We start from the raw sequence: 15,591 nt of genomic DNA, 5'->3' as shown, positions 1-15,591 counted from the left end.
GGCTCATGCCCCGGCGGCCGGCTCGCCGGTCCGCGGACCGGTCAGGTAGACCAGCCGGAACTTGCCGATCTGCACCTCGTCGCCGCCGGCGAGGGAGGCGACGTCGACCGGCTCGCGGTTGACGTAGGTGCCGTTGAGGCTCCCGACGTCGTGCACGGTGAAGCCGCCGCCCTCGCGGTGGAACTCCACGTGCCGACGGCTGACGGTCACGTCGTCGAGGAAGATGTCGCTGTCGGGGTGCCGGCCGGCGGTGGTGACGTCCTGGTCGAGCAGGAAGCGGCTGCCGGCGTTGGGCCCGCGCTTGACCACCAACAGGGCCGAGCCCGCCGGAAGGGACTCGACGGCACCGGCGTGCGCGTCGGCGGAGGACTCGGCCATCTCGGTCTGCTCGCTGGAGTCCTCGCCACCGACCTTGGGGATCACGCTGGTCGACTCGCCCACGCGCTCCGGGCTCAGAGCCGCCCCGCACTGCGCGCAGAAGCGACTGCCCTCGGGGTTCTGGTGGCCACATCGAGTGCAGTGCACGTCGGTCTCCTCCGGTGGCAGGCGGCACCGCCGCGCGCCGGTGGTACGGGCCGCGGTCGGCCGGCGGACAACGGACCGGGCGGTCCGTCGCGGGTCGGCCACCGCGGGGTCGCGGTCGGGCCGAGGTCATGGAACCAGTCGGTCGGCCCGAGGGTCAACCAGGTGTCCAGGGTGTCACCGGGGCCCTCCGCACGGAGCGGAGCGACCTCGGTCGTGGAAGCGATCATAGTGATCGCCGGCTGCGCCGTCGGCGGCGGTGGTCGATCACGACCCGTCGGCGAAGGCCTGGTACGCGGCGGCGTCCAGCAGTCCCGCGGTGGGGTCCCCGCCGTTCCCGGTCACGCTGACCTCGATCAGCCAGCCGTCCCCGTAGGGGTCGGAGTTCACCAGCTCCGGGGTGGCCTCAAGCGCCTCGTTCCGCGCCGAGACGACCCCGGCGACGGGGCTGTAGACGTCCGACACGGACTTGGTCGACTCGACCTCGCCGACGGGGTTTCCGACGGTCACCGCCTCGCCGACCTCCGGGAGCTGCACGAACACGATGTCACCCAGGGCGTCCTGGGCGTGGTCGGTGATGCCCATCCGCACCACCGTCGCGTCGCCGTCGGACCCCTGGACCAGTACCCACTCGTGCTGCTCGGTGTAGCGACGGTCGTCGGGCGTGGCCATGCGGCGTCTCCAGGGGATCAGGGGTGCTGCGGGTGGGACGGTCAGTCGCCGTCGGTGGGCTCAGCGTATTGAGGGCGTTCGAGCACCCGCAACGCGTCGACGACGACGTGGTCGGACTGGACGACTTCGATGGTGCCGTCGCGCAGCCGCACCGTACGGGCGACCCCGTTCGGGATGTTCATCGCGGTGGCCATGGTCTCCGGCGAGCCGATGACCCGAAAGACATAGGGGGCCGACACCGGCCGGCCGTCGAGCTCCAGGTCCCCGGGTGTGCCGGTGACCGCCGTGCTGGCGCCCACCCGGACGTCGTCGACCTGCATCGTCTCCGCACCGGCGGCGCGCAGCTCCTGCAGGACCTTGACCACGACCGCCGCGGTCACCCGCCCCGCCGGGTCGCCGATGGTCATCTCCAGGCCCGGGCCCTCGGCGGCCAGCGTGCCGTTGAGGATGCCGAGAGTCTCCGCCCGCCGGCGCGCCTCGTCCAGCGCCTCGGCCGACTGGCCGCCCGTGCCGTTCAGCTGGGCGAGGGCGCTGCGCTGTTCGGAGATCTGCAGCCGGAGCCGGTCCTCACGGCCGGTGAGGTCGTCGAGGATGCGGATCAGGTCCTCCTCCCGGGAGCCGGCCAGCGCCTGGTCGTCGTCGGTGCTGCGCACCTGGACGGCGAAGGCGAAACCGAGCAACAAGGTGAGCACGCCGATCAGCGCGGCGGCCAGTGGCTCCCGGTGGCGGCGGACGGCGACGACCGGCGGGCTCTCCTCCGGCGCCCTCTCCTTCCGCGCCCTCTCCTTCCGCGCCCCCTCCTCCCGTGCGTCGTCCGCGGGGACGTCAGCCGACTCGACCGGGTCGACCGCGGCCGGGTCCGCCGGTCCCGGTTCCCCGGGCGCCGGTCCCCCGACGTCAGGTCCCCCGGCGTCAGGTCCCCCGGCGTCAGGTCCCCGCCCGGTCATGCCCGGAACAGGTGCCGCCGGATGGCCGCAGCGTTGGCGAAGATCCGGATGCCCAGCACTACCACGACCGCCGTGGACAGCTGCGCGCCGACGCCGAGCTGGTCGCCCAGGAACACGATGAGCGCGGCGACGACGACGTTGGAGACGAAGGACACGACGAAGACCTTGGCGTCGAAGATGCCGTCGAACCGGGCGCGCACACCACCGAAAACGGCGTCCAGCGCCGCGACCACCGCGATGGGCAGGTAGGGCTGCAGCCACAGCGGAACGCTGGGGTCCAGCAGCAGACCGGCCAGCACGCCGACGGCGAGGCCGATGATCGGGATCACGCGTCAGTCTCCGTCGGTGGGGGTCTGGGGGGAGGACGGGTCGGCCGGGCCGTTCAGTGGCTGGGCCCAGCGCACCTCGGGGATGGTCCCGGCGGGCAGCGACAGGTCGTCGGCCCGGGCGAAGTCGAACTGCAGGCCGTACTCCTGCTGCAGCCCGACCACGTAGGACGCCTCCGGAGAGCTCAGGAAGCCGTTGGCCAGGTCGTCGGGGTCGCCCACCGCCAGCACCTGGTACGGGCTGGCGACCGGCCGGAAGTCGACCAGGACGGCGCCGCCGGCCTGCCGGATGGTCGTGGTGGGACCCAGCCGCTGGCCGTTGATGCTGATCGCCTCGGCGCCGGCCGACCACAGCGCGTTCACCACCAGCTGGAGGTCGCTGTCCTGCACCAGGCCGCTCTCGGCGACCGCCGGGGAGCCGCCCACCGGGTCGGAGTCGGAGTCCGGCGCCGCGTTGCCGACCGTGACCTCCAGGCCGGGTCCGGAGACCGCGACCAGCCCGGCGCCCTGCTCGGCCACCTGCAGGCGCCCCAGCGCGCGCTGGCCGACCGCGCTGGCGGTCAGCGCCTCGGCACGGGTGCGCGTGACGTCGGCGGTCAGCGCCTCCAACTGGTCGGCGAGTTCGTCGGTGGCCGCGGACTGCCGGTTGATGTCGTCGATCAGCGCCTCGCGGACCTGCTGCCGGCCCTGGGCGCCCGCCGCGGCCTCCCGGTAGGTGACGGCGCTGAGGAAACCGGCGAGCACCAGAGTCAGCGCCACCAGCACCTGGCCGCGGGGGAACCGCCGGGTGGACCGGCGGGCCGCCGCCCCGGGGTCGGCGGCGGCGCGGGCGGCCCGGGCCTCGGCGGCCTGGGCGTAGGCCGGGTCCAGCGTCTCGGCGAGCACCTGGTCCAGCAGCGAGGCTCCCAGCGAGCGCGGTCGGCCCGGCGCCGTCGCCGGTGCGTTCACGAGGCGCCGCCGGCGAACCGGGCACCCCGGATCAGCCCCACCGCCTGGACGACGTAGAGCACGCCGGCCAGCAGGTAGAGGACGCCGCCCCACACGGTGAGCGCGTTGGCGATCGGCCGGGCGACGGCGGCGACCGGGTTCTCGCCGTCGGCCAGCAACAACAACGGGAAGGCGTAGAGCAACAGGAAGGTGGCGGCCTTGCCGAGGTAGTGCACCTGCAGCGGCGGCCAGCCGGCCCGGTGGAGCGCGAGCAGCGTTCCCCCCAGCACCACCTCCCGGCCGACGAGGACCCCGACCACCCACAGCGGGACGACGTCGCGCAGCACGAAGGCCACCAGCGTGGCAATGATGTACAGCCGGTCGGCGGCTGGATCGAGCAGGGCGCCGAGCCGGCTGGACTGGCCGAGGGCGCGGGCGAGCTTGCCGTCGGCCCAGTCGGTGAACCCGGCGACGGCGAGCACCACGATCGCCCAGCCGTCGGCGTGCGGCCCCAGCAGCAGCCAGAGGAACACCGGTACGCCCAGCAGCCGCAGCACCGACAGCGCATTGGGCAGCGTGAGCACCCGGTCGCCCAGGTCGTCGCGGGACGCCGCCGTCGCCGCGCCGGCCCGTCCGCCGGGCGGCATCCCGCCTGCCCGACCGTCCGTCGCCGTCACCGGTCCTCCGCCTCGCCGTCCACCGCAGGCCAGGTTAGTGCCCGGCACCGACGAGCTGGGCACGCCAGGTCAGCGCGTCCCGGGCGCGTCGGGTCAGCAACCGTCACCGCCGCCTCGGCGGGCGCGTCGGCGCCGCACAGTCTGACATCCGAGACGACGGTGTCCTCGCAGGTATGGGCCCGCGGAGAGGAACGGTGTGCGATGGACCCATGGACACAGAGCAGCTCTTCCCGCCTGGACATCCGTCGATGCGGCAGGCAGCCGCGCCCTCCTCGGTCGAGGGCGCTTTGGACGGCCAGTTCCAGCGGACCTGGGAGTTCCTGGCCGGGATCGGCCGCAACGGCCGGACCGGCGGTTACCGGCGTTTCGCCTGGACGGCCGTCGACCTGGAGCTGCGGGCCTGGTTCGCCGAACAGGCGTCGCAGCGGGGCATGGACTACCACTGCGACCGGAACGGGAACCAGTGGGCCTGGTGGGGGGCACCGGCCACCGGCGCCCTGGTGACCGGCAGCCATCTCGACAGCGTTCCCGACGGCGGGGTGTACGACGGCCCTCTCGGGGTGGTCTCCGGGTTCCTGGCCGTGGACCTGCTCCGTGCCCGGGGTGTGGAGCCCGGCCGGCCGATAGCGGTGACCAACTTCTGCGACGAGGAAGGAGCCCGCTTCGGCGTGGCCTGCATCGGCAGCCAGCTGCTCACCGGGGTGCTCGATCCGGACCGCGCCCGGGGCCTGCGGGACGTCGACGGCCACACTTTGGCCGAGTCGATGCAGCGGGCCGGTGCGGACCCGTCCACGATGGGGCGGGACGACGAGGCGCTGTCGTGGATCGGCGACTTCGTCGAGCTGCACGTCGAGCAGGGGCAGCGACTGGTCCACCTCGGCGCAGCGGTCGGGGTTGCCACGGCCATCTGGCCGCACGGCCGGTGGCGCTTCCGCTTCGAGGGAGAGGCCAACCACGCCGGCGCCACCCGGCTGGTCGACCGGCGGGACCCCATGCTGCCGTTCGCCTCGACGGTCCTGGCTGCCCGGGCACTCGCCGAGCAGGCGGGCGCCGTGGCGACCGTCGGCAAGGTCCACGTGGTGCCGAACGGGACCAACGCCATCCCATCGAGGGTCGACGCGTGGCTGGACAGCCGCGCTCCCGACGAGACCACCGTGGCCGACCTCGTCGCCGCGATCACTACGACAGCGCAACGCGCCGCGAGTTCCGCCGACACGACGGTCGAGGTGACCCGGGAGTCCTACTCCCCCGTCGTCGACTTCGACGCGCGACTGCGGAACCGCATCCACGAGGTCCTCGGCGGTGTCCCGGAACTGCCCACCGGCGCCGGACACGATGCCGGGATCCTCTCCGCCAGGGTGCCGACCGCGATGTTGTTCGTGCGCAATCCGACCGGCGTCAGCCACAGCCCCGCCGAGTACGCCTCTGCGGTCGACTGCGTGGCGGGAGTGCGCGCCCTGGCCGCGGTGCTCGAGGATCTGTCGTGCCGATGATCCGGTACTTCACCGACCACGCCTGGCTCGGGGGCGCCCAAGCCGACGCCGATGTGCTGATCGAGGTCGCCGGCGAGCGGATCTCGGCCATCCGGACCGGCGTCGAGCGGCCGCCCGACGCCACGCACCTGCCCGGGCTCACCCTGCCGGGGATGGCGAACAGCCATTCGCATGCCTTCCACCGGGCGTTGCGGGGGCGCACGCACCGGTCCGGCGGGACGTTCTGGACCTGGCGGGAGGACATGTACACCGTGGCCGCCGTCCTGACGCCGGACTCCTACTACGCATTGGCGCTCGCGACCTACGCCGAGATGGCGCTGGCCGGGATCACCTGCGTCGGGGAGTTCCACTACCTGCACCACGGGCCCGGCGGCGTGCCCCATGCCGGGGCCAATGTCGTCGGCGAGGCGCTGCTCGCCGCGGCCCGCGATGCGGGGATCCGGATCACCCTGCTCGATGCCTGCTACCTGTCCGGCGGCATCGGTGAGCAGCTGCAGGGCCCGCAGCTGCGCTTCGGTGACGGCGATGCCGCAGCGTGGGCCGACCGGGTCTCGGCTCTGACGGACGACGACCATGTGCGGATCGGCGCCGCCATCCACTCGGTACGGGCGGTGCAGGCCGACCAGCTCACGACCGTGACGCAGTGGGCACAGGAGCGGCAGGCACCGCTGCACTTCCACCTGTCCGAGCAGCGCGCCGAGAACGAGGCCTGCCTGGCCGCCCACGGCTGCACACCCGCCCAGCTGATCGGCGACCACGGCGGGCTCGGGCCGCTGTCCACGGCGGTGCACGCGACGCACCTGACGTCCCGCGACATCGGCCTGCTCGGCGAGTCGGCGACGACCATCTGCATGTGCCCGACCACCGAACGGGACCTGGCCGACGGCATCGGGCCGGCCCGGACGCTGGCCGACGGCGGTGCGCCGCTGTCGCTGGGCAGTGACAGCAACGCCGTCATCGACCTGTTCGAGGAGACCCGGGCCGTGGAGCTCGACGAGCGACTGGCGTCGGAGCGGCGCGGCCACTGGGGAGCCGCCGAACTGCTCCGGGCCGCGACCAGCGACGGCCACCGCTCGCTGGGCTGGCCGGAGGCCGGGAGCCTGACCGTGGGCGCCCTGGCCGACTTCGTGACCGTCGGGCTGGGTTCGGTCCGCCTGGCCGGCGCCGAGCCGGCGACGCTGCTGGAGTCGCTGGTGTTCGCGGCGGGCGCGGCCGACGTCCAGGACGTCGTGGTGGGCGGCCGCCGGGTCGTTGCCCGAGGGCACCACCTGCTGGTCGACGATGTCGCCGGGGACCTGACCTCGGCGATCAGGGCGGTGCTGCCATGGCCGGCCTGCTGATCGACAACATCGGCAGTCTGGTCACCAACGACCCGTCGCTGGGAGACGGGCCGCTGGGCCTCCTGTCCGATGCCGCGCTGGTCGTCGCCGACGGCGTGGTCGCCTGGGCCGGGCCACGGAGATCCATCCCGGAGGGCGCCGCCACCGAGCGGGTGGACGCCGGAGGCCGGGCCGTCCTGCCCGGCTTCGTCGACAGCCACGGCCACCTGGCCTTCGCCGGTGACCGCACGGCGGAGTTCGCCGCGCGCATGTCCGGGCAGCCCTACACGGCCGGCGGGATCCGGACGACGGTCGCGGCGACGCGGGCGGCCTCCCGTACGGACCTCGGTGGCACGGTCGCCGTCCTCGTGGCCGAGGCGCTGCGGTCGGGCACGACGACGATCGAGTGCAAGTCCGGCTACGGCCTCACCGTCGCCGACGAGCAGCGCAGCCTGGAGGTCGCGGCGGCGCACACCGACGAGCTCACCTTCCTGGGCGCCCACGTCGTTCCGCCCGAGTACGCCGACCGCGCCGACGACTACGTCGACCTGGTCTGCTCCACGATGCTGGACGCCTGCGCGCCGACGGCCAGGTGGATCGACGTCTTCTGCGAACGCGGCGCCTTCGACGGTGACCAGACCCGGGCCGTCCTGCGTGCCGGAGTCGCCCGGGGGCTGGTCCCCCGGCTCCACGCCAACCAGCTCGGGCCTGGCCCGGGCGTGCAGATCGCCGTGGAGTTCGACGCGGCCTCCGCCGACCACGTCACCCACGTCACCGACGGCGACGTCGAGGCGCTGGCGGCCAGCCGGACGGTCGCCACCCTGCTGCCGGGGGCGGAGTTCTCCACCCGGGCGCCCTATCCCGACGCGCGGCGCCTGCTGGACGCCGGGGTCACCGTGGCACTGGCCGCCGACTGCAACCCGGGTTCCAGCTTCACGACCAACATGCCGTTCTGCATCGCCGTCGCGGTCCGGGAGATGCGGATGACCCCCGACGAGGCGGTCTGGGCGGCGACCCTCGGCGGCGCGCGAGCACTGCGGCGCTCCGACGCCGGGCACCTCGGGGTGGGCGCCCGCGCCGACGTGGTGCTGCTGGACGCGCCCTCCCACGTGCACCTGTCCTACCGACCCGGGGTCCCGCTCGTCGCCCGGGTGTGGCGCGGCGGCGTGGCTGCCGGCGAGGACCGCTCCCCCACGCCGGCGGAACCGTCGGGATGACCGGGGGCGTCGCGGCCGACCGCGGTCGGCTCACGCCGTGGCGTCCCCTCCCTCGTGCATCGGAACGCGGTCCCGCGCGACCTGATCGGCGAGCTCGTAGCCGGCATCGACGTGCCGGATGATGCCCATGCCGGGGTCGTTGGTCAGCACTCGCGCCAGCTTCTGCGCGGCCAGTTCGGTCCCGTCGGCCACGCTGACCTGGCCGGCGTGGGTCGACCGTCCGATGCCCACACCCCCGCCGTGGTGGATCGACACCCAACTGGCCCCGGAGGCCGTGTTGACCAGGGCGTTGAGCAGCGGCCAGTCGGCGATCGCGTCCGAGCCGTCGGCCATCGCCTCGGTCTCCCGGTACGGCGAGGCCACCGAGCCGGCGTCCAGGTGGTCGCGGCCGATCACGATGGGTGCGCTGATCTCCCCGCTGGCCACCATTTCGTTGAAGCGCAGCCCGGCGACGTCGCGCTCGCCGTACCCGAGCCAGCAGATCCGGGCCGGCAGGCCCTGGAAGGCGACCTTGTCCTGGGCGGCGCGGATCCAGCGCTGCAGGTGGTCGTTGTCGGGGAACAGGTCCAGGACGGCGCGGTCGGTCGCCGCGATGTCCTTGGGGTCCCCGGACAGTGCGGCCCACCGGAACGGGCCCTTGCCCTCGCAGAACAGCGGGCGGATGTAGGCCGGCACGAAGCCGGGAAAGGCGAAGGCCCGCTCGAAGCCACCCTGACGCGCCTCGTCGCGGATGGAGTTGCCGTAGTCGAAGACCTCCGCGCCGGCGTCCAGGAAACCGACCATGGCCTCCACGTGGCGGGCCATCGAGGCGCGGGCCCGGTCGGTGAACTCCCCGGGCTTGGCCGCCGCGTAGTCGTGCCAGTCGCCCAGGTCGACGTCTTCGGGCAGGTAGGACAGCGGGTCGTGCGCGGAGGTCTGGTCGGTCACGATGTCGATCTCGACGCCGCGGCGCAGCAGCTCCGGAAAGACGGTGGCGGCGTTGCCGATCAGCCCCACCGACAGCGCCCGCCGATCCCGCTTGGCGGCCAGGCACCGCCGGATCGCGTCGTCCAGGTCGTCAGCGACCTCGTCGAGGTAGCGGTGCCCGACCCGGCGGCGCAGCCGGCTCCCGTCGACGTCGACCACCAGGCAGACGCCGCCGTTGAGGGTCACGGCGAGCGGCTGAGCGCCGCCCATGCCGCCGCAGCCGCCGGTGAGGGTGAGCGTGCCGGCCAGCGTGCCCCCGTACCGCTTCGCGGCGACCGCGGCGAACGTCTCGTAGGTGCCCTGCAGGATGCCCTGGGTGCCGATGTAGATCCACGACCCGGCGGTCATCTGGCCGTACATGGTCAGACCCAGCTGCTCCAGCCGGCGGAACTCCGGCCAGGTCGCCCAGTTCCCGACCAGGTTGGAGTTGGCGATCAGCACCCGGGGCGCCCACTCGTGGGTGCGCATCACCCCGACCGGCCGCCCGGACTGCACGAGCATCGTCTCGTCGTCCGCCAGCGTGGTCAGCGTGCGCACCATGGCGTCGAAGCTGTTCCAGTCGCGGGCCGCCCGCCCGGTGCCGCCGTAGACGACGAAGTCGTCGGGCCGCTCGGCCACCTCGGGGTCGAGGTTGTTCTGCAGCATCCGCAGCGGGGCCTCGGTCTGCCAGCTCCGTGCCGTCAGCGTGGTCCCGCGGTTCGCGCGGACCGGCCGTGCTCCGTCCATGTCTGTCTCTCCTTGCCTCGGCTGGGTGGGCTTGTCCGGCGCGGCCGGTCGGAGGCCGCGACAGGTGGTCGGGTCAGGACAGCGGCGCCGGAACGGCGTGCTGCGCGGCGGTGAGGACGGCGCCGGTACGGACCGCGTCGACGACGGCCTCGATCTCGGGGGCGAGGTAGCGGTCCGGGCCCGGTCCGGCCACGCCGGCCGCCCGGACGGCGTTCCGCACGGCCGCGGTGGCGGGCGCCGGCTGCAGCGGGGCACGCAGGTCCAGCGCCCGGGCGGCGGTGAGGATCTCGATCGCCAGCACCCGGGTCAGGCCGTCGACCGCACGGCGGAGCTTGCGTGCTGCGGCCCAGCCCATGGACACGTGGTCCTCCTGCATGGCCGAGGACGGGATGGAGTCGACGCTGGCCGGCACCGCCAGGCGCTTCATCTCGCTGACGATCCCGGCGGCGGTGTACTGCGCGATCATGTGGCCGGAGTCCACCCCGGGGTCGTGGGCCAGGAACGGGGTCAGGCCGTGGTTCCGGGAGACGTCGAGGAACCGGTCGGTCCGCCGCTCGCTCATGCTGGCGACGTCGGCGGCGGCGATCGCCAGGAAGTCCAGCACGTAGGCGACCGGAGCGCCGTGGAAGTTGCCGTTGGACTCCACCCGGCCGTCGACGGTCACCACCGGGTTGTCGATGGCCGCGGCCAGCTCGCGACCAGCGACCGCGGCGGCGTGGGCGACGGTGTCCCGCGCAGCTCCGTGCACCTGCGGTGCGCAGCGCAACGAGTAGGCGTCCTGCACGCGGGTGCACTCGGGGCCGCGGTGGCTGGCCATGACGCCGCTGCCGGCCAGCAGCATACGCAGGTTCGCGGCTGAGCCGGCCTGCCCCGGATGGGGGCGCAACGCCTGGAGGTCCTCGGCGAACACCGCGTCGGTGCCCAGCAGGGCCTCTACGCTCATGGCGGCGGCCACATCGGCCGTGGTCAGCAACCGGCGGAGGTCGGCCAGCGCGATCACCAGCATCCCGAGCATGCCATCGGTGCCGTTGACCAGCGCCAGCCCCTCCTTCTCGGCCAGCTCGACCGGCTCGATCCCCTTCTCGCGCAGCGCCTCGGCAGCCGGCCGCAACGTCCCGCCGGCGTCGCGCACCTCGCCCTCGCCCATGAGCGCGAGGGCGACGTGGGCCAGCGGCGCGAGGTCGCCCGAGCACCCCAGCGACCCGTACTCGTGCACGACGGGGGTCAGGCCGGCGTCCAGCATCGCGGCGTAGGCCTGCGCCGTCGCGACCCGCACGCCGGTACGGCCGGTGGCCAGGGTGGAGAGCCGGAGCAGCATCAGCGCGCGGATGACCTCGCGCTCCACCTCGGGGCCGCTGCCGGCCGCATGCGAGCGGATCAGGCCCCGCTGGAGCTGCGCCCGCATCGGTACCGGGATGTGCTTGGTTGCCAGGGCGCCGAAGCCGGTGGACACGCCGTAGTGCGGTTGGTCGTCGTTCGCCAGCGAGTGGATGACCTCCCGGCTCCGGGCGATCTCAGCCAGCGCATCGCCGGCAAGCCGGACACCGGTGCCCGAGCGGGCGACCCGCACGACGTCGTCCGGGTGGACCGGGCTGATGCCCACGAGGATCTGATCTGCGTTCACGTGCCCATCGCACACCGCGGACGGCGGGGAGCACAGACGTCTCGGAGCACTGGTGTCCGGTATGCCAGACATGGACCCTAGGCTGACCCGATGGCCTGTGGCGCGGATAACGGCCGCCGAAAGACCCGTGGCGGAGTTCCCGCAGCGCGACAGGCACTTGCGGTCCTGCAGGCGATGGCACGCCAACCCGGTCCCGTGCCGGCGGCGGCGCTGGCACGGGACCTCGACCTCCCGCGGTCGACGATGTACCACCTGCTGACCGAACTGATGGCCGCCGGGTTCGTCGTGCACCTGCCCGAGGAGCGCCGGTACGGTCTCGGGGTCGGCGCCTTCGAGCTCGGTACGGCCTACCTACGTCAGGAGCCGCTGGCCCGGTTGGCCCGCCCCGTGCTGGGCCGGCTCGTCGATTCGGTCGGTCACTCCGCACACCTGGCGGTGCTGCACGGCCGCGAGGTCCTCTACGTCGTCGAGGAGCGTGCCCCCGGCCGACCCTCGCTCGTGACCGACGTCGGGGTGCGCCTACCGGCGCAGCTCACGGCGAGCGGCCGAGCGGTGCTGGCCGACCTGCCGGCCACCCACGTCCGAGCCCTCTTTCCCGACGCCGGCGCCTTCGTGGAGCGGCACGGCGGAGGGCCGTCGTCGCTCTCAGCGCTGCGGCGCATCCTCTCCCAGGTCCGGCAGACGGGCTATGCCACCGAGGATGGCGAGGTGACGCCGGGCTTCGCGTCCGTGGCCACGGCCGTCTACGACCACTCCGGGCTGCCGGTCGCCGGTGTGGCCGTGACCTATCCGTCCGACGGCCTCGACCCGGCCGACCGCCACCCGCTCGCGCTCCGCCTGATCAGGGCTGCCGCCGAGCTGACCCGCCGGATCGGTGGGCACTCCCCTCGCGCGGGCGGTCAGCGCACGTGACCGGCATGACCAGTGACAGCCGACCAGCTAACCGATGACCTTCAGCCCGATGGCGCAACCGACGATCCCCGCGAGGAACAGCACCTTCAGTGCGGACATCGACTCCGCGCCGGTGGCCATCGCGTAGGCGACGGTGAGGACGGCGCCGATGCCCACCCAGACCGCATAGGACGCCCCCACGGGCAGCTCCCGCATCGCATAGGCGAGACCGCCCATGCTCAGGGCGAGCCCGACGACGAAGACGATCGAGGGAGTCAGCCGACTCAACCCCTCGGACTTGTCCAGGGCCGTGGCCCATACCGCCTCGAGGACGCCGGACAGGACCAGCACGAGCCACGACATCCGGATCTCCCCAGGCGCCGTCTTGTCGCACACCGGGTACGGCACCGCTCGTCCGGGAGCCTGCCGGGCTCGACGCCATGGTTCCATGCCCCGCGCCGGACGCGCACAGCTGGCACCACGGGACTGCGCCCTCACCCCCGTGGCCGTGGCCGTGCTGGGTTCCCAGGGCGCTGTGTCCGCGCCCTCGCTCTGCGCGGCCCACCTGATCGGGCGCCACGCCGCCGTTCCTCGGGGCCTGATCCGGCGACGGCTGGACTGCGCCTGCGTCACGCCGAACGCATCAGGAAGTCGCGTAGCACCACTGCGTTGTTGTGCTCGACGTCCCGGGAGCTGTACAGCAGCGTGATGTCCCCGGCGCCCGCGGCCTCGCTCAACGGGCGCCACCGCTCGGGGTGTTCGTCGAGTTCGGCGACGTAGCGTCGCTGGAACTCCGCCCACCGCCCCGGCCGGTGGTCGAACCACTTCCGCAGCTCGGAACTGGGGCCGACCTCGGGGAGCCACTCGGTCAGGTTCAGCGCATCGCGTCGAATGCCGCGCGGCCAGAGCCGCTCCACCAGGAAGGCGGGCTCATCGCCGTCCCCGCGGGGGTCGTAGACGCGCGCCAGCCTGATCACCCCCATGGCCTGCTCGTTCCGGGCCCACCTTCCGGTCGGGCAGCGGTCGGCGAGGAACGGCGTCGGGTCGGGGTCCTCACTCCTGGCTCCGGGTCATGACCGGGCATCGCTGGAGGCGTCCACGACGGCCGCGGGCAAGGCCGATGACGCCGAGACGCCGTCCGGTCCCGACACTCGGGAGGGTGCCCGGTCCGGAACCGTGCCGGCGGCCGCACTGGCCGCCGTTCCGCCGGCCTGGTCACTGGATGGCACTGGTGCCGAGAGGGTCGACCGCTCGAGGAACCGGAGCAGCTCGACCGGAAAGGGCAGCACCAGGGTGGAGTTCTTCTCCGAGGCGACCTCCACGACGGTCTGGAGCAGCCGGAGCTGAAGGGCGGCGGGATGCTCGGCCATCACCGCGGCGGCCTGCGCCAGCTTTTCCGATGCCTGCAGCTCACCCTCGGCAGTGATGACCCGGGAGCGCCGTTCCCGTTCGGCCTCGGCCTGCCGGGACATCGACCGCTTCATGGACTCGGGCAGGGCGACGTCCTTGATCTCGACCCGGTCGATGTGGACGCCCCAGTCGACGGCGGGGCTGTCGATCATCAGCTCCAGGCCCTGGTTGAGCCGCTCCCGGTTGGACAACAGGTCGTCGAGGTCGCTCTTGCCGATGATCGAACGCAGCGACGCCTGAGCGACTTGACCGATGGCCGACTCGTAGTTCTGCACGTCGACGATCACCTTCATCGGGTCGAAGACGCGGTAGTAGACGACGGCGTCGACCCGAACGGTGACGTTGTCGCGGGTGATGCCGTCCTGGGCCGGCACCGGCATGGTGATGATCTGCATGTTCACCTTGTGCAGCCGGTCGGCCCCGGGCAGCAGCACGGTCAACCCGGGAGCCCGGAGCTGCGGGAGCGCCCGGCCGTAGCGGAAGACGACACCGCGCTCGAACTGCGTGATGACCCGGACGCTGGAGCCCAGCAGGAACAGCGCCACGACGACGATCCCCAGCAGCACGTATAGCACCATCACTGCACCTCGGAGATGCCCTTGAGGTACCGCGACAGCCACTCGCCGCCCGGCCGAGGCCTCGACGCCGCGCGCGCGGGGCCGTCGGGCACCTTCTCCGACACGGTGATCACACCGTCATCGTGCAACTGTGGCCAGAAGCGCCACAACGACCATCCGAGTGCAGCGGCGGCGATCAGTGCGAGCGCGGCGTTGGCCGCGCCGGTGATGAGCAAGATGGCGGCAAGGCAGCCCACCATGACGACGGCGCGGCCCGCGGGCTGATGGCTGTTCCAGCGTCGAGGCGGCCGGGAGACGGGACCCGGTCCACCGGACTCCTGGGCCTGGGCGGCGAACTGACGCTCGAATTCGTCCAGCACCCGTCGTTCGTGATCACTGAGCACGATCGGCCTCCCCACGGTGGCCTGGCTCCGGGCTCGTGCGGGGAGCCTCCAACAGAAAATATCGTAACACGATACAGTGCCGGCGTGGCCAGCCAACAGGACGCGCAGTCCCTGGCTGCTCCCGCTGTGCTCGCGGAGTCGACAGCCGACTCGCCGCCTCTCAGCAAAGAGGACTTCGAGGCCCTGGCCCGGTTCCGCTTCGGCATCCGGCGGTACCTGCGATTCAGCGAGGAGACGGTGCGCGGCCGCGGCGTCACCCCTCAGCAGTACCAGCTCATGCTGGCGCTCAAGGGCTTTCCCGGGCGCGACTGGGCGGTGATCCGGGAACTGGCCGATCGGCTGCAGTTGCGCCACCACAGCGTCGGGGAGCTGGTCAACCGGGCAGAGGCCGAAGGGCTGGTCCAGCGGGTTCCGGACCCCATTGACGCCCGCGCCGTGCGGGTTCTGCTGACGGCTGCAGGTGAGCAGCTCCTGAGCCGGCTCAGCGCCTTGCACCGCGACGAGCTCCGCCGCATGGACGCCGTCCTGGCACTCCCCCACTGGCATACCTCCGACTAGAGCGTGTCTGCTAACTGCGGACGCGGTGATGGATGATCATGCAGCCGAGGAGGACACCGCCGAGGTAGGTGGTGGCGTATTTGTCGTAGCGGGTGGCGATAGCGCGCCACTGCTTGAGCCGGCCGAACCCGCGTTCGACGGTGTTGCGGTCCTTGTAGAGCTCGGCATCGCAGGCCGGTGGTCGCCCACCGGCCGAGCCCTTGGCCTTGCGGCGTGCGATCTGGTCGCTGCGTTCGGGAATCGTGTGAGCGATCTTCTTCGCCCGCAGGTGCGCCCGCGTACTGGGATGGGAGTACGCCTTGTCCGCCAGCAGCCGGAACGCGCCGGTGTCGCCACTGTGGTGCGCCTCCAGCAG

At 72.9% G+C, this 15,591-nt stretch carries 18 protein-coding genes and 1 riboswitch; of the genes, 5 read left to right on the top strand and 13 right to left on the bottom strand.

The window, feature by feature from the left end; translation table 11 throughout:
• Positions 1-3 precede the first annotated feature (3 nt).
• The 6 genes from BLW04_RS13160 to BLW04_RS13135 form a co-directional block, all read right to left on the bottom strand.
• Positions 4-525 (bottom strand): oxoglutarate dehydrogenase inhibitor Odhl, encoded by a 522-nt coding sequence (locus BLW04_RS13160; RefSeq protein ID WP_175484036.1) that lies wholly within the window; start codon positions 523-525, stop codon positions 4-6.
• Between the two features lie 264 nt (positions 526-789).
• Positions 790-1,194: a glycine cleavage system protein GcvH gene (gene gcvH, locus BLW04_RS13155; protein WP_091541660.1), complete on the bottom strand. Its 405-nt coding sequence runs from the start codon at positions 1,192-1,194 to the stop codon at positions 790-792.
• Positions 1,195-1,235: 41 nt separating this feature from the next.
• A complete protein-coding gene (locus tag BLW04_RS13150; protein ID WP_091541656.1) occupies positions 1,236-2,141 on the bottom strand; it encodes a DUF881 domain-containing protein in 906 nt (301 codons plus the stop codon).
• Positions 2,138-2,470: a small basic family protein gene (locus BLW04_RS13145; protein WP_091541653.1), complete on the bottom strand. Its 333-nt coding sequence runs from the start codon at positions 2,468-2,470 to the stop codon at positions 2,138-2,140. Before BLW04_RS13145 ends, BLW04_RS13150 begins: the two co-directional genes overlap by 4 nt.
• A gap of 3 nt (positions 2,471-2,473) precedes the next feature.
• On the bottom strand, positions 2,474-3,415 hold the full coding sequence (locus BLW04_RS13140) for a DUF881 domain-containing protein (protein WP_091541649.1): 942 nt from the start codon (positions 3,413-3,415) through the stop codon (positions 2,474-2,476).
• Complete coding sequence (locus BLW04_RS13135; protein WP_254781486.1) at positions 3,412-4,071, bottom strand: CDP-alcohol phosphatidyltransferase family protein; 660 nt, start codon at positions 4,069-4,071, stop codon at positions 3,412-3,414. The genes BLW04_RS13140 and BLW04_RS13135 overlap by 4 nt, the downstream gene beginning before the upstream one ends.
• A gap of 209 nt (positions 4,072-4,280) precedes the next feature.
• Between BLW04_RS13135 and BLW04_RS13130 the strand changes: the two genes are divergently transcribed.
• From BLW04_RS13130 to hutI, 3 genes are read left to right on the top strand one after another with little or no spacing between them, the layout of a single operon-like run.
• Entirely contained in the window at positions 4,281-5,564 is a 1,284-nt protein-coding gene (locus tag BLW04_RS13130) for an allantoate amidohydrolase (RefSeq protein ID WP_217631027.1), read from the top strand.
• Positions 5,561-6,904: a formimidoylglutamate deiminase gene (locus BLW04_RS13125; RefSeq protein WP_175484043.1), complete on the top strand. Its 1,344-nt coding sequence runs from the start codon at positions 5,561-5,563 to the stop codon at positions 6,902-6,904. The genes BLW04_RS13130 and BLW04_RS13125 overlap by 4 nt, the downstream gene beginning before the upstream one ends.
• Entirely contained in the window at positions 6,889-8,100 is a 1,212-nt protein-coding gene (hutI, locus tag BLW04_RS13120) for an imidazolonepropionase (RefSeq protein WP_091541635.1), read from the top strand. Before BLW04_RS13125 ends, hutI begins: the two co-directional genes overlap by 16 nt.
• 30 nt (positions 8,101-8,130) lie before the next feature.
• Here the strand turns inward: hutI and hutU are convergent, their stop codons facing one another.
• Positions 8,131-9,792 carry a urocanate hydratase gene (hutU, locus tag BLW04_RS13115; RefSeq protein ID WP_091541632.1) on the bottom strand — a complete coding sequence of 554 codons (1,662 nt, stop codon included), beginning with the start codon at positions 9,790-9,792 and terminating at the stop codon, positions 8,131-8,133.
• Between the two features lie 73 nt (positions 9,793-9,865).
• Positions 9,866-11,416: a histidine ammonia-lyase gene (gene hutH / locus BLW04_RS13110; protein ID WP_254781484.1), complete on the bottom strand. Its 1,551-nt coding sequence runs from the start codon at positions 11,414-11,416 to the stop codon at positions 9,866-9,868.
• 90 nt (positions 11,417-11,506) lie between these two features.
• On the opposite strand from hutH, the gene BLW04_RS13105 reads away from it, so the two are divergent.
• Positions 11,507-12,328 carry an IclR family transcriptional regulator gene (locus tag BLW04_RS13105; RefSeq protein ID WP_091541625.1) on the top strand — a complete coding sequence of 274 codons (822 nt, stop codon included), beginning with the start codon at positions 11,507-11,509 and terminating at the stop codon, positions 12,326-12,328.
• A 27-nt stretch (positions 12,329-12,355) separates the two neighbouring features.
• On the opposite strand, the gene BLW04_RS13100 is transcribed toward BLW04_RS13105, so the two are convergent.
• The 4 genes from BLW04_RS13100 to BLW04_RS13085 all read right to left on the bottom strand — a co-directional run bounded on the left by BLW04_RS13100 (position 12,356) and on the right by BLW04_RS13085 (position 14,678).
• Positions 12,356-12,670 (bottom strand): DMT family transporter, encoded by a 315-nt coding sequence (locus tag BLW04_RS13100; protein ID WP_091541856.1) that lies wholly within the window; start codon positions 12,668-12,670, stop codon positions 12,356-12,358.
• A gap of 11 nt (positions 12,671-12,681) precedes the next feature.
• A riboswitch (guanidine-III (ykkC-III) riboswitch) is annotated at positions 12,682-12,744 on the bottom strand.
• Positions 12,745-12,936: 192 nt separating this feature from the next.
• Positions 12,937-13,290: a DUF488 domain-containing protein gene (locus BLW04_RS13095; RefSeq protein WP_091541622.1), complete on the bottom strand. Its 354-nt coding sequence runs from the start codon at positions 13,288-13,290 to the stop codon at positions 12,937-12,939.
• 87 nt (positions 13,291-13,377) lie between these two features.
• A complete protein-coding gene (locus BLW04_RS13090; protein ID WP_091541619.1) occupies positions 13,378-14,295 on the bottom strand; it encodes a slipin family protein in 918 nt (305 codons plus the stop codon).
• Entirely contained in the window at positions 14,295-14,678 is a 384-nt protein-coding gene (locus BLW04_RS13085; protein WP_139306838.1) for a DUF3040 domain-containing protein, read from the bottom strand. The genes BLW04_RS13090 and BLW04_RS13085 overlap by 1 nt, the downstream gene beginning before the upstream one ends.
• An 84-nt stretch (positions 14,679-14,762) precedes the next feature.
• Between BLW04_RS13085 and BLW04_RS13080 the strand changes: the two genes are divergently transcribed.
• Positions 14,763-15,236 (top strand): MarR family winged helix-turn-helix transcriptional regulator, encoded by a 474-nt coding sequence (locus BLW04_RS13080; protein ID WP_254781480.1) that lies wholly within the window; start codon positions 14,763-14,765, stop codon positions 15,234-15,236.
• A gap of 10 nt (positions 15,237-15,246) precedes the next feature.
• Here BLW04_RS13080 and BLW04_RS13075 read toward each other — a convergent pair.
• Positions 15,247-15,591 (bottom strand): transposase (locus tag BLW04_RS13075; protein ID WP_139306745.1); only part of this gene is annotated, 345 nt, incomplete at its 5' end.

The organism is Modestobacter sp. DSM 44400 (assembly GCF_900107175.1).
In the GTDB taxonomy this organism is placed as follows: domain Bacteria; phylum Actinomycetota; class Actinomycetes; order Mycobacteriales; family Geodermatophilaceae; genus Modestobacter.
This window is presented reverse-complemented; position numbering and strand designations above follow the sequence as displayed.